The following is a 13,361-nucleotide window of genomic DNA, read 5'->3' as shown; positions in this document are numbered from 1 at the left end:
CTGGACCGAGTTGGACATCTGGCACTACATCGCCCGGGAGCGGGTGCCGTTGCCGTCGATCTACTACGCGCACGACCGTGAGGTGGTCGAACGCGACGGCATGCTCTACGCCGTCAACGAGTTCTTCACCCCCCGCGCGGGCGAGGAACCCTTCACCGCCCGGGTGCGGTACCGCACCGTCGGCGACGCCTCGTGCACCGCCGCCGTCCGCTCCGACGCGGACACGGTGGAGAAGGTGATCGACGAGGTCGCGTCGACCCGGATCACCGAGCGGGGCGCCACCCGGGGCGACGACCGGGTCAGCGAGGCCGCCATGGAGGACCGCAAGCGGGAGGGCTACTTCTGATGAGCACCGAGATGCTGGCACCGGCCGGTTCCCCCGCCGAGGCCCGACCGATGGACCTGCTGCGGTTCGCCACGGCGGGCAGCGTGGACGACGGGAAGTCGACCCTGATCGGTCGGTTGCTGTACGACACGAAGTCGTTGTTCACCGACCAGTTGGCGGCGGTGGAGGCGGTCAGCGCGGCCCGGGGTGACGAGTACACCAACCTGGCGTTGCTCACCGACGGTCTGCGGGCCGAGCGGGAGCAGGGCATCACCATCGACGTGGCGTACCGCTACTTCGCCACCCCCCGGCGCAAGTTCATCATCGCCGACACCCCCGGGCACACCCAGTACACCCGCAACATGGTCACCGGCGCGTCCACCGCCGACCTCACCCTGGTCCTGGTGGACGCCCGCAAGGGGCTGGTGGAGCAGTCCCGGCGGCACGCGTTCCTGTGTTCGCTGCTGCGGGTGCCGCACCTGGTGCTGTGCGTCAACAAGATGGACCTGGTCGACTTCTCCCAGGAGGTCTTCGAACGGATCGCCGACGAGTTCACCTCCTTCGCGGCCAAGCTCGACGTCCCCGACCTCGCGGTGATCCCGGTGTCGGCGCTCCAGGGCGACAACATCGCCGCCCGGTCGGAGAACATGCCGTGGTACGAGGGCCCGTCGCTGCTGCACCACCTGGAGCACGTGCACATCGCCTCGGACCGCAACCTGGTCGACGTGCGGTTCCCGGTGCAGTACGTGATCCGCCCCCAGTCGACCACGGTCACCGACTACCGGGGTTACGCCGGGCAGGTCGCCTCCGGCGTGCTCAAGCCCGGCGACGAGGTGATGGTCCTGCCGTCCGGGTTCACCAGCCGGATCGCCGCCATCGACACCGCCGACGGCCCGGTCGACGAGGCGTTCCCCCCGATGTCGGTCACCGTCCGCCTCGACGACGAGATCGACGTCTCCCGGGGCGACATGATCTGCCGGCCGAACAACGCCCCGGCTGTCTCGCAGGACATCGAGGCGATGGTCTGCTGGATGGACGAGACCCGCCCGCTGGAGATCGGCGGCCGGTACGTCGTCAAGCACACCACCCGGTCGGCGCGCGCCATCGTCCGCGAGTTGCACTACCGGCTCGACATCAACACCCTGCACCGGGACGAGACCAGCACCGCGCTGGCGCTCAACGAGATCGGCCGGATCAGGCTGCGCACCACCGTGCCGCTGCTGGTGGACGACTACCACCGCAACCGCACCACGGGCGGTTTCGTCATCATCGACGAGACCACCAACCGCACCGTGGGCGCGGGGATGGTCATCCAGCGGGACTGACCCCGCGCTCCGCGTCGGCCGGCCCGGCATCCTCCCCCGCCGGGCCGGCCGAACCCTTCGCACGTCACGCCCGGTCGGCGCTCGGCGGGTCGAACCAGCGGGCGAGCGCGGCGGTCAACCCGTCGGCGTCCGGCCCGTCCGGCGGGGACTGCCAGGCCACGTAGCAGTCCGGGCGCAGCAGCAGCGCGGTCGGCATGGCGTCGCCGGGCGCGTCGGCCGTCGCGCCGCCCGACGTGAACCGTCCGGTGAGCACGTCGACCCGGTCCCGCCACGGCCCGGCCGCCCCGGCGTGGACGCCGGTGGGGTCGAGCAGCAGCGGGCGGGCGGTCCGGGTCAGCTCGGCCAGCCGGACCGGGCCGGTGCCGGTGTGCCACACCAGGTCGGGTGCGAAGCGTCCGACCAGCGGCCCGTCCGCAGCGCCCGTCGGGTAGCGGACGTCCGCGCCGGCCAGCAGGGCGGCGACGTGGGCCGCGTTCTCCGGCCGGTCGAGCAGCTCGCCGAGGAGCACCCGCAGCGCGGTGACCTCGCTGCCGGGGGCGATCAGCGCCGACTGGGCCTGGGTGGACATGGTGACCCGCTGCGCGACCGGTCGGCGTTCCGCCTCGTACGAGTCCAGCAGCCCGTCCGGGGCCCGGCCGTGCACCTGGGCGGCCAGCTTCCAGCCGAGGTTCACCGCGTCCTGGAGGCCGAGGTTGAGTCCGGGCCCGCCGATCGCGGAGTGGACGTGGGCGGCGTCGCCGAGCAGCAGCACCCGCCCGGCGCGGTACCGCTCGGCGAGCCGGGTGTTGCCCCCCACCAGGCGACGCAGCAGGTGCGGCCCGGGGCCGGCCGGCGGGCCGATCGGCACGTCGACCCCGAGCACCCGGGCGACACTGGCCCGCATCTCGGCGAGGGTGGGTGGCCCGTCGACCTGCCTCGCGTCGGGCCACTCGATCGTGCTGAGGCCCGCCGGACGTCCGGTGAAGGGGGCCCACGCGATCAGCCCCCGCTCGGTACGGGTGTGCCGGAACGGCGCGACGGTGCCGTACCCGGGGATCGCGAGGCCGCCGGTCGCCGCGTCGATCAGCTCCGGGGGCAGGCTGACCTGGGCGGTGCGGGAGACGGTGCGGTCGGTGGACACGCCGGGGAAGCCGATCCCGGCCAGCCGGCGCACGACGCTGTGCCCGCCGTCCGCGCCGACCAGGTAGCGGCAGCGCAGGGTGGTGCCGTCGGCGAACGTCACCTGGACGTCGTCCGCGCCGGGGGTCAGGCCGGTCACCTCGTGTCCCCGTCGGACCGGCACGCCCAGTTCGGCGACCCGCTCGGCGAGCACCCGCTCCAGGTGGGCCTGCGGGACCTGGAGCAGGTACAGCGGGTTGTCCGGCACCGCCCGCAGGTCCAGCGGCAGCGCGCCGAAGACGAACCCGGGCGCGGGCTGCGGCGGTGCCGGATCGTCGACGAGGCGGTGGTGCAGGCCACGCCGGTCGAGCAGCCGGACCACCTGACCGACCAGCCCGTTGGCACGCTGCTCGGTGGTGGGGGCGGACAGCCGTTCGCAGACGACGGGCCGGACGCCGGCCAGGGCCAGTTCGGCGGCGAGCAGCAGGCCGTTGGGGCCGGCGCCGACGATGAGGACGTCGATCATCACGGGATCCTTTCGAGGGCATGGTGGACCGCCGCCGGGGCACGGCGGAGCACGGGCAGGACCGGGCACCCCGACGGGGCGTGGGTGGGCGCGGTGGATCGAGCTTCCGCGGTTCGGCGGGATCGGTCGGCGGGGCGTGGGTGCGGTGGGTCGGGTCAGCGGGGGGTGGGGGGCGGCAGGCCGGCGGCGAGCCGGGTCAGCGCGTCGGGGAGCAGGTGTTCCATCGCCACCGGCGGATCGGCGCGCAGGTAGTGCCGGATCGCGGCGTTCACGGCGGCGTTCACGCTGGCCGCCACGAGGTGGGGATAGAGGTCGCGGTCGGGGTCGGTGCCGGTGCGTTCGGCGACGGCCGCGGCCAGGTCGGCCTCGGCGATCGCGCCCGCGCGCAGCATCTCGCCCTGCAACGCCGGCTCGGCCAGCATCACGGCGAGCCCCTCGACCCATTCGGCGTGCGGGCGCGGTGGCGACTCGGTGACCTCGGGGCCGGGGGCGAAGCGGGTCAGCGTCGCCTCGATCAGCGCCGCCCAGAGGGGTTCGTCGGCCGGCCGTCGGCGCAGTTCCTCGGCCACCCGCCGGCTGCGGGCGAGGTGCCGGAAGGCGATCGCCTCGGCCTTGCTGGAGAAGTAGTTGTTGAACGTACGCGGGGACACGCCCACGGCCTGGGCGATGTCCTCCACCAGGACGTTGTCGAAGCCCCGGGCGACGGTCAGCCGGATGGCCGCCCAGCTCAGCGCCGCCCGCGTCTCGGCCTTCTTACGTTCCCGTAGCCCGCTCACCCACCCAGCATAACCGAAAGTGCGTGGCACGCAATATTACGTGCCACGCACTTTTCGCTTCTGCTGCCGCATCGCCCGCTCCGGCGGGGTACCACCCCGGAGGCCGGGTCCACCCGTCCCGAAACCGGGCGGGCCCCGGCCGATCGGCCGGGGCCCGCACTGCGGGGTCGGATCAGGAGAGGTCGAACCGGTCCAGTTCCATGACCTTCGTCCAGGCGGCCACGAAATCGGTCACGAACTTGGTGCCCGCGTCCTGGCTGGCGTAGACCTCGGCGAGGGCGCGCAGCTGGGAGTTGGACCCGAAGACGAGGTCGACCGCGGTGGCGGTCCACTTCACCTCGTCGGTGGCCAGGTCCCGGATCTCGTAGACGTGCTCGTCGGACTCCGACGCCTTCCACCGGGTGCCCGGGGACAGCAGGTTGGCGAAGAAGTCGTTGCTGAGCACGCCGGGCCGGTCGGTCAGCACCCCGTGCGCCGCACCGCCGACGTTGTTGCCGAGGGCCCGCAGGCCGCCGACGAGGACGGTCATCTCCGGCGCGGTCAGGTTGAGCATGTACGCCCGGTCGACGAGCAGCACCTCCGGCTGGGTCTTCTCACCCGGACGCAGGTAGTTGCGGAACCCGTCGGCGCGCGGCTCCAGCACGGCGAACGACTCGACGTCGGTCTGCTCCTGGCTGGCGTCGGTGCGGCCCGGCCGGAACGGCACGGTCACCTCGACACCCGCCGCGCGGGCGGCCTGCTCGACGGCGGCCGAGCCGGCCAGCACGATCAGGTCCGCGAGGGAGATCTTCGCCCCACCGGCGGCGTTGAACTCGCGCTGGATCCCCTCCAGGGTCGCCAGCACCGTCGCGAGCTGCTCGGGCTGGTTGACCTCCCAGCTGCGCTGCGGTTCGAGCCGGATCCGCGCGCCGTTGGCGCCGCCGCGCTTGTCGGTGTGCCGGAAGCTCGCGGCGGAGGCCCAGGCGGTGCTGACCAACTGGGCGGTGGTCAGGCCCGAGTCGAGCACCTTCGCCTTGAGGGCGGCGACGTCGGCGTCGGACACCAGCTCGTGGTCGACGGCCGGCAGCGGGTCCTGCCACAGCTGCGGCTCGGCGACCCACGGCCCGAGGAAGCGGCTGACCGGGCCCATGTCGCGGTGCAGCAGCTTGTACCAGGCCTTGGCGAACGCCAGGGCGAACTCGTCGGGGTGCTCCAGGAAGCGCCGCGAGATCTTCTCGTACGCCGGGTCGACGCGCAGCGACAGGTCGGTGGTGAGCATCGTCGGCTTGTGCTTCTTGGCCGGGTCGTGGGCGTCCGGGATGATCGCCTCGGCGTCCTTGGCGACCCACTGCTTCGCGCCGCCGGGGCTGGTGGTCAGCTCCCACTCGTAGCCGAAGAGGATCTCGAAGAAGCGGTTGCTCCACTGGGTGGGCCGGTCGGTCCAGGTCACCTCCAGACCGCTGGTGATCGTGTCACCGCCCTTGCCGCTGCCGTGGGTGCTCAGCCAGCCCAGGCCCTGCGCCTCCAGCGGGGCGCCCTCGGGCTCGGGGCCGACGTGGTCGTCGGCGATGCCCGCGCCGTGGGTCTTGCCGAAGGTGTGGCCACCGGCGATGAGCGCGACGGTCTCCTCGTCGTTCATCGCCATCCGGCGGAAGGTCTCCCGGATGAAGTGCGCCGCCGCAGCCGGGTCCGCGTTGCCGCGCGGGCCCTCCGGGTTGACGTAGATGAGGCCCATCTCGGTCGCCCCGACCCCGGCCGCCATCTCCTTCTCGGAGGCGTAGCGCTCGTCACCGAGCCAGGTGTCCTCCGGGCCCCAGAAGATCTCCTCGGGCTCCCAGACGTCCTGCCGGCCGAAGCCGAAACCGAAGGTCTTGAAGCCCATCGACTCCAGGGCGACGTTGCCGGCGAGCACCAGCAGGTCGGCCCAGGAGACCTGCTGGCCGTACTTCTGCTTGACCGGCCAGAGCAGCCGGCGGGCCTTGTCCAGGTTGGCGTTGTCCGGCCAGCTGTTCAGCGGCGCGAACCGCTGCCCGCCGTCACCGGCGCCGCCCCGGCCGTCCTCGATCCGGTACGTGCCGGCGGCGTGCCAGCTCATCCGGATCATCAGGCCGCCGTAGTGGCCGAAGTCGGCCGGCCACCAGTCCTGCGAGGTGGTGAGCACCTCGGTGATGTCCCGCTTGAGCGCCTCGACGTCGAGCTTGGCGAACTGCGCGGCGTAGCTGAAGTCCTCCCCCAGCGGGTTGCCCTTGGCCGAGTGGGCGTGCAGGACCGACAGGTCGAGCTGGTTGGGCCACCAGTCCCGGTTGGTACGCGGACGCCCGCCGGTCTTCGGCTTCGGGGAATCGATCGCCGGGTTCTCGCTCTCGCTACCCTGCGCGGTCACCGAGTCGTGCGCGACCGGGCAGCCGGCCGCCGCCTTCTGGTCCACGCCCTGAGCGCTGACGGGGGCGTTGTCCTGGGTGTCGCTCATGTACTTCCTTCCGAACTGGTGGATCACTGGGAGGTGCGGTCGGTCGCACAGTCGGGGCAGGTGCCCCAGTAGACGACCTCCGCCTCGTCGACCACGAACCCGTGGTCGTCGGAGGCGGTGAGACACGGCACGTGACCGACGGCGCAGTCGACGTCGGCGATCACGCCGCAGGAGCGGCAGACGACGTGGTGGTGGTTGTCCCCCACCCGTGCCTCGTAGCGCGCGGTGGACCGGCCCGGCTGGATGCGGCGCACCAGGCCGGCCTCGGTGAGCGCCCGTAGCACGTCGTAGACCGCCTGGTGGGAGACCGTGGGCAGGTCGGCCCGGACCAGCGCGATCACCGTGTCGGTGTCGACGTGCGGGTGGTCCCGCAGCGCGGCGAGCACGGCCAGTCGGGGCCGGGTCACGCGCAGCGAGGCCGCCCGTAACTGTGCCTCGAGGTCGGCCGTCATGCCCCGAACCATAGTCCGCTGTTCTGGAGCAAATCAAGTTTAGGCCCGGCGTGGCGGCACACCTCACTCCCCTGGGTGACGCATCACTCACCCGATGCGACCGGACGAGGCGGCCGGGAACGGCCCGGGTGGGAAACGGAGGGGTGGGCTCAGCGGCGGCGGGGTGGCGCGGTGCTGCCCCGCACCACCAGCGAGGTGCCGAGTTCGTACCGGTCCTGGACCAGCGGCTGGCCGTCGGCCAGGGCCAGCGCCAGACGTGCGGCGGTCGCCCCGATCTCCGCGAACGGCTGCCGCACGGTGGTCAGCGGCGGCGCCAGCCAGGCCGCCTCGTCGACGTCGTCGAAGCCGACGACGCTGAGGTCGTCGGGAATCCGCAGGCCGGCCTCCCGGGCCGCCGCGTAGACCCCCAACGCCTGAAGGTCGTTGCCGCAGACCACGGCGGTGGGCGGCGCGGGCCCGGCGAGCAGCTCGACGCCGAGGCGCAGGCCGTCCTCGAAGGTGAACACGCCGCTGCGTTCGAGGCGCTCGTCGAACGGCACGCCCGCGTAGTCCAGCGCGGCCCGGAAGCCGTCGCGGCGGGCCCGCGCCGACAGGTCCCGGACCGGGCCGGTGAGCACCCCGATCCGCCGGTGGCCGAGGTCGACGAGATGGCGGGTGGCCGACAGCGCCCCGCTCCAGTTGCCCGACCCGACGGCGGGGACGGGGAACAGGTTGCCCACCGGGTCGACGGCGACCAGCGGTATGCCGGCGGCGGCGAAGCTCGCCCCGTCCTCGGCCGTGACCAGGGAGAAAACCGTGATCACGGCGGCCGGCTGGCGCAGCAGCAGCGCCTGCACCCAGGGTTGCCCGGCCCGCAGGCGGTACTGCACGTCGGTGAAGCCGACCGTGTGGTCCCGGGGGCCGGCGACCTCCTGGACCCCGCGCAGGATCGGCATGGCGATCGAGGAGAGCATCTGGTGGAAGACCACCTCGATGCAGGGCGTCACGCTGCCCGGCGGCCGACGGCGGTAGCCGTGGTCGCGCAGCAGCGCCTCGACCCGCTGCCGGGTCTGCTCACCCACCCCCCGACGGCCGTTGAGCACCTTGGAGACCGTCGGCGGGGACACCCCGGCGAGTTCGGCGATCGTGGCGAGGGGCAGGTCGCCGCGCCGGGGCTTACGGGAACGGCGACGTCGACCTTCCTCGATCACGCAGGGAAGTCTACGTGCCCCGGCGTCCCCGTCCGGAGCACCGGCGACGGGCCCCGGCCGCACCGGCTCCCGGTCAGTGCGGTGCCGCCGCCGGGCGGTGGGTGAACCAGTCGAACGCCGCGCTGCCCCCGGTGACGTACATGCCGACGACCCGGCCGGTGAACCCGGCGGCGACCTCGGTGGACAGGTAGCGCCCGTCGAGTTCGGCCAGCACGACGGGGCCGGCCGGGCCCGCCACCTCGAAGGTGACCATGTCGCAGCCGGCCGCGCGTACCCCCCGGGGCGCGGACGGGGCCGCCAGGTCGGCGGCGGAGGTCACGGTCGGCGGGTAGAGGTCGTGGGTGCGGGTGGCGATCGTCAGCACCAGCGGGCCGTCCGGTACGGCGTGGGTGGCGAAGACCTGCCGGAACGGCCCGGCCCGGCCGATCACCCGGACGGTGCCGGCCCCGACCTCCAGGTCGTAGTGGTGCGCCTCGTCGATGCGGACGGTGAGCCCGGCGGTGCCGGTGCCCGGGTCGACCCGGACGCTGGTCCGGCTGTCGTGGTACCGCTGCCGCAGCGCCACGATCGTCGCACCGGCGAGGTCGAGGGTCGCGCCCACGGCGTGCAGGGTGAGCCAGCCCGGCCGGGCGGTCAGCGACCAGCAGTCGTCCGGGCGGCTGCGGGGCGAGATCCACTCGGGCGCGAGGACGGCCGCGTCGAAGTCGTCGTGGAAGGCGTCCGGGCCGGCGGGGGCGGCACCGGCCGGGGCACTGCCGGGGGGCGCGGGGGTGACCTCCCGGACCGGGTCGACGACCGGCCAGCCGTCGACCCAGCGTACCGGGGCGAGGAAGGTCTCCCGGCCGAGGACGTGGTAGGGCGGCCACTGGCCCCGGGCCCGGATGCCGAGCAGGATCAGCCACCAGCTGCCGTCGAGCGCCTGGACCAGGTCGCCGTGCCCGGTGGCCTGCACCGGAAGGTCGGTGCCCCGGTGGGTGAGGATCGGGTTGGCCGGGGCGGGGGTGAACGGGCCACGCGGGCTGCGTGAGCGGGCGACCGAGACGGCGTGGCCGGTGTGCGTGCCGCCCTCGGAGAGCAGCAGGTACCACCAGCCGTCGATCCGGTAGAGGTGCGGGGCCTCGGGGTACTGGCCGCCGGTGCCCGACCACAGCGGAAGCGGGCCCTCCAGCACCTCCCCCGCGTCCGGGTCGATCCGGTAGGCGTCCACGCCGGAGGTGGTCAGCCAGCAGGTGCCGTCGTCGTCCCAGGCCAGCGAGGGGTCGACGTGCGGCAGGTCGAGGTAGACCGGGTCGGACCAGGGGCCGGTGGGTTCCGGCGCGGTGACGATGAGGTGCCGGCCCAGGCTGACGTTGGTGGTGATCAGCCAGAACCGGCCGTCGTGGTGGCGCAGGGTGGGCGCGAAGATGCCCCGGGACGCCTCGGTGTCGGCGGGCAGCGCCAGTTGGCCGGGCCGGTCCAGGATGTTGCCGATCTGCCGCCAGGTGACCAGGTCGCGGCTGTGCAGCAGGGGTACGCCCGGGAAGTACTCGAAGCTGGAGCAGACCAGGTAGTAGTCCGCGCCGACCCGGCAGACGCTCGGGTCGGGGTGGAATCCGGGGACGACCGGGTTGCGGTAGGACGCTCCGGTGGACACCGCGCGTCACCTCCTCGGTGGCATGGGCACGGTGGACGACGCCGGGGCGGGTTGCCACGCCCCGGAAATGTTTGCGATAACATTTCGCAAACCCGGATGCTACGGAAGGCCGCCCGCCGATTCAAGGCCGGCCCCGCCGCCCGGTGCCGCGCGGACGTCCCGCCCCGTCGGCCACGTACCGCCGGAACCGGCCCTGAGCTGGCATCCCACCCGCACGCCCGACCCGGGTGGCGGCCCGCCGGACCATTCCGGACGCCGGCCGGCCACCGCCCGACGCGGTCGACGGACGACGACGCGGGCCACCGGACCGGGCCAGGAACATTCGCGCAACATGGCCGTCATATCTTGACGGGACCCGAGGAATCCACGAGAGTCCATATGTGGCGAGATGGTGCGCCGCCGGGAGCTCGACGCGCCGTCACGGCAGTCATGGATGCCGACGTCAGGGCGCGAGGGGCCGCGCCTGTTAACGCTAACAGCTATGCGTTTGCGCTGCGGGCCGATCGGCACACCGGTCCGGGCCGGGTGGCGGTCGACCGCGCCCCAGCACCGGGTCCACGACGGTCACCCGCGCCGCCCTCCCCCACCCGCACCCGGCTCTGACCCGCACCCCTGGGAGAGAACATGTCTGAAGTGACCCGAAGGAACGTCCTCAAGGCCGGGGCGGTGGGGGCCGGCGCCGCGCTGGTCCCGGTCGCCTGGACCGCCACCGCCCGCGCCGGCTCGGCCGCACCGCCGCAGGTGCTGGCCGCGAACGACCTCGCCCTGTGGTACGACGAAGGGGCCGGCACCGACTGGCTGCGCGCGCTGCCGATCGGCAACGGACGGCTCGGGGCGATGGTGTTCGGCAACGTCGACACCGAACGGCTCCAGCTCAACGAGGACACCGTCTGGGCCGGCGGCCCGTACGACTCGGCCAACACCCGGGGCGCGGCCAACCTGGCCGAGATCCGGCGGCGGGTCTTCGCCGACCAGTGGACCTCGGCGCAGGACCTGATCAACCAGACGATGATGGGCAACCCGGGCGGTCAGCTCGCGTACCAGACGGTGGGCAACCTGCGGCTGGCCTTCGGCTCGGCCAGCGGGGCCAGCCAGTACGTCCGGACCCTCGACCTCACCACCGCCACGGTCACCACGACCTACCTGCTCAACGGCGTGCGGCACCAGCGGGAGGTGTTCGCCAGCGCGGCCGACCAGGTGATCGTGGTCCGGTTGACCGCCGACCGGGCCAACGCGATCACCTTCTCCGCCACCTTCGACAGCCCGCAGCGCACCACCGTGTCGAGCCCGGACGCCGCCACCATCGGGCTGGACGGCATCTCCGGCAGCCAGGAGGGGGTCACCGGCTCGGTCCGGTTCCTGGCCCTGGCCAACGCCGCCGCGACCGGGGGCACGGTCAGCAGCTCCGGCGGCACCCTGCGGGTGTCCGGGGCCACCAGCGTCACCATCCTGATCTCGATCGGCTCCAGCTACGTCAACTACCGCACCGTCAACGGCGACTACCAGGGCATCGCCCGCAGCCGGCTCAACGCCGCCAAGAGCGTGGCCGTCGAGCAGTTGCGCAGCCGGCACCTGGCCGACTACCAGGCGCTGTTCAACCGGGTGAGCATCAACCTGGGTCGTACGGCCGCCGCCGACCAGCCCACCGACGTACGGATCGCGCAGCACGCGAGCAGCAACGACCCGCAGTTCGCCGCGCTGCTGTTCCAGTTCGGGCGGTACCTGCTGATCTCGTCCTCGCGACCGGGCACCCAGCCGGCGAACCTCCAGGGCATCTGGAACGACTCGCTGACGCCGTCGTGGGACTCGAAGTACACCATCAACGCCAACCTGCCGATGAACTACTGGCCGGCCGACACCACCAACCTGTCCGAGTGTTTCCTGCCGGTGTTCGACATGGTCAAGGATCTGACGGTGACCGGGGCCCGGGTCGCCCAGGCGCAGTACGGCGCGGGCGGCTGGGTCACCCACCACAACACCGACGCCTGGCGGGGCGCGTCGGTGGTGGACGGTGCGCTGTGGGGCATGTGGCAGACCGGTGGCGCGTGGCTGGGCACGCTGATCTGGGACCACTACCTGTTCACCGGCGACCTGGGCTTCCTCCAGGCGAACTACCCGGCGCTCAAGGGCGCCGCCCAGTTCTTCCTCGACACGCTTGTCGCCCACCCCTCGCTGGGCTACCTGGTGACGAACCCGTCGAACTCCCCGGAGCTGCCGCACCACTCCAACGCCAGCGTCTGCGCCGGGCCGACGATGGACAACCAGATCCTGCGGGACCTGTTCGACGCCACCGCCCGCGCCAGCGAGACGCTCGGCGTGGACACCACGTTCCGGTCGCAGGTGCGTACCGCCAGGGACCGGCTCCCCCCGACCCGGGTCGGCTCCCGGGGCAACGTGCAGGAGTGGCTAGCCGACTGGGTGGAGACCGAGCGGAACCACCGGCACGTCTCCCACCTGTACGGCCTGCACCCCAGCAACCAGATCACCAAGCGGGGCACCCCGGCGCTGTACGAGGCCGCCCGCAAGACCCTGGAGCTGCGGGGTGACGACGGCACCGGTTGGTCCCTCGCCTGGAAGATCAATTTCTGGGCCCGGCTGGAGGACGGTGCCCGCGCCCACAAGCTGTTCAAGGACCTGGTCCGCACCGACCGGCTCGCGCCGAACATGTTCGACCTGCACCCGCCGTTCCAGATCGACGGCAACTTCGGCGCCACCTCCGGCATCGCCGAGATGCTGTTGCACAGCCACACCGGCGAGCTGAACGTGTTGCCCGCGCTGCCCAGCGCGTGGCCCACCGGGCAGGTCGCCGGCCTGCGCGGGCGCGGCGGCTACACCGTGGGGGTGGCGTGGAGCAGCGGCCAGCCCGACGAGATCGGCATCCGCGCCGACCGCGACGGCACGCTGCGGGTGCGGTCCCGGCTGTTCACCGGCAGCTTCACCCTCACCGACGTAGCCGACGGCAGCGCACCGGCCACCACCCGCCCGGAGACCGACGTCGTCCAGTTCACCGTCCGCGCCGGGCACACCTACCGGGCGGCCCGGCCGGGCGTGACGCCGACCCCGACGCCGACCGTCACGCCCACCGCCACCCCCACGCCGACCCCGACCACCCCGGCGCCGACGACCCCGGTCCCGACCACGCCGGTCCCGACCACCAGCTCGCCCGCCCCCTCGGGGGCCCGGGCGACGTACGCGGTGACGGGCTCCTGGTCGGGTGGCTTCCAGGCCGAGGTCACGGTGACCGCCGGCGCGACCGCGATCCGGGGTTGGACGGTGTCCTGGACGTTCCCCAACGGGCAGACCATCAGTCAGATCTGGGGCGGCTCGCACACCCAGAGCGGCGCGAACGTGACGGTGAAGAACGTCGACTACAACGGGACGCTGGCCGCCGGCGCCTCCACCACGTTCGGCTTCATCGGCACGGTGAACGGCACCAACAACGCGCCGACGAACCTCACCTGCACCACGAGCTGACCGACGCGCGACACGCGTCGCCGCCTCGCCGCGCCCCCGGGCCGGCCGAGGTGGCGGCGCGCGTCGCGCCTCCCTGTCGACACCCACGATCCACCACGGTGGAAGGACGGACG

The 13,361-nt window shown here is 73.0% G+C and carries 9 protein-coding genes; 3 read left to right on the top strand and 6 right to left on the bottom strand.

From position 1 onward, the window contains the following. Nucleotides 1-346 (top strand): phosphoadenosine phosphosulfate reductase family protein (locus tag H1A17_RS23495; RefSeq protein ID WP_194822913.1); only part of this gene is annotated, 346 nt, incomplete at its 5' end. Then, nucleotides 346-1,650, top strand: a complete 1,305-nt coding sequence (locus tag H1A17_RS23490) for a sulfate adenylyltransferase subunit 1 (protein ID WP_194822912.1) — start codon at nt 346-348, stop codon at nt 1,648-1,650. The genes H1A17_RS23495 and H1A17_RS23490, both read left to right, overlap by 1 nt. Nucleotides 1,651-1,714: 64 nt before the next feature. Here the strand turns inward: H1A17_RS23490 and H1A17_RS23485 are convergent, their stop codons facing one another. The 6 genes from H1A17_RS23485 to H1A17_RS23460 all read right to left on the bottom strand — a co-directional run bounded on the left by H1A17_RS23485 (nt 1,715) and on the right by H1A17_RS23460 (nt 9,774). Next, nucleotides 1,715-3,274, bottom strand: coding sequence for an FAD-dependent monooxygenase (locus H1A17_RS23485; protein WP_194822911.1), 1,560 nt, complete (start codon nt 3,272-3,274; stop codon nt 1,715-1,717). Nucleotides 3,275-3,429: 155 nt separating this feature from the next. Beyond that, complete coding sequence (locus H1A17_RS23480) at nt 3,430-4,050, bottom strand: TetR family transcriptional regulator (RefSeq protein ID WP_194822910.1); 621 nt, start codon at nt 4,048-4,050, stop codon at nt 3,430-3,432. Between the two features lie 172 nt (nt 4,051-4,222). Further along, nucleotides 4,223-6,499 (bottom strand): catalase/peroxidase HPI, encoded by a 2,277-nt coding sequence (gene katG, locus H1A17_RS23475; RefSeq protein ID WP_145919497.1) that lies wholly within the window; start codon nt 6,497-6,499, stop codon nt 4,223-4,225. 23 nt (nt 6,500-6,522) lie between these two features. Further along, nucleotides 6,523-6,951 carry a Fur family transcriptional regulator gene (locus tag H1A17_RS23470; RefSeq protein WP_088647464.1) on the bottom strand — a complete coding sequence of 143 codons (429 nt, stop codon included), beginning with the start codon at nt 6,949-6,951 and terminating at the stop codon, nt 6,523-6,525. 149 nt (nt 6,952-7,100) lie between these two features. After that, on the bottom strand, nt 7,101-8,141 hold the full coding sequence (locus H1A17_RS23465) for a LacI family DNA-binding transcriptional regulator (protein ID WP_145919496.1): 1,041 nt from the start codon (nt 8,139-8,141) through the stop codon (nt 7,101-7,103). A 73-nt stretch (nt 8,142-8,214) separates the two neighbouring features. Continuing rightward, nucleotides 8,215-9,774: a glycoside hydrolase family 43 protein gene (locus tag H1A17_RS23460; protein ID WP_194822909.1), complete on the bottom strand. Its 1,560-nt coding sequence runs from the start codon at nt 9,772-9,774 to the stop codon at nt 8,215-8,217. 624 nt (nt 9,775-10,398) lie between these two features. Between H1A17_RS23460 and H1A17_RS23455 the strand changes: the two genes are divergently transcribed. Then, nucleotides 10,399-13,248 (top strand): glycoside hydrolase N-terminal domain-containing protein, encoded by a 2,850-nt coding sequence (locus tag H1A17_RS23455; RefSeq protein WP_194822908.1) that lies wholly within the window; start codon nt 10,399-10,401, stop codon nt 13,246-13,248. Nucleotides 13,249-13,361 lie beyond the last annotated feature (113 nt).

The organism is Micromonospora sp. S-DT3-3-22 (genome assembly GCF_015354745.1).
GTDB classification, from domain to species: Bacteria; Actinomycetota; Actinomycetes; order Mycobacteriales; family Micromonosporaceae; genus Micromonospora; species Micromonospora wenchangensis.
Note: the sequence above shows the minus strand (reverse complement) of the source record. Positions and strands in the feature narration are given on the sequence as shown.

What these genes read in the sequence shown, in the direction of transcription:
- H1A17_RS23490 (WP_194822912.1), top strand. Translation starts at nt 346, where the DNA reads ATGAGCACCGAGATGCTGGCACCGGCCGGTTCCCCCGCCGAGGCCCGA.
- H1A17_RS23485 (WP_194822911.1), bottom strand. Translation starts at nt 3,274, where the DNA reads ATGATCGACGTCCTCATCGTCGGCGCCGGCCCCAACGGCCTGCTGCTC.
- katG (WP_145919497.1), bottom strand. Translation starts at nt 6,499, where the DNA reads ATGAGCGACACCCAGGACAACGCCCCCGTCAGCGCTCAGGGCGTGGAC.
- H1A17_RS23470 (WP_088647464.1), bottom strand. Translation starts at nt 6,951, where the DNA reads ATGACGGCCGACCTCGAGGCACAGTTACGGGCGGCCTCGCTGCGCGTG.
- H1A17_RS23455 (WP_194822908.1), top strand. Translation starts at nt 10,399, where the DNA reads ATGTCTGAAGTGACCCGAAGGAACGTCCTCAAGGCCGGGGCGGTGGGG.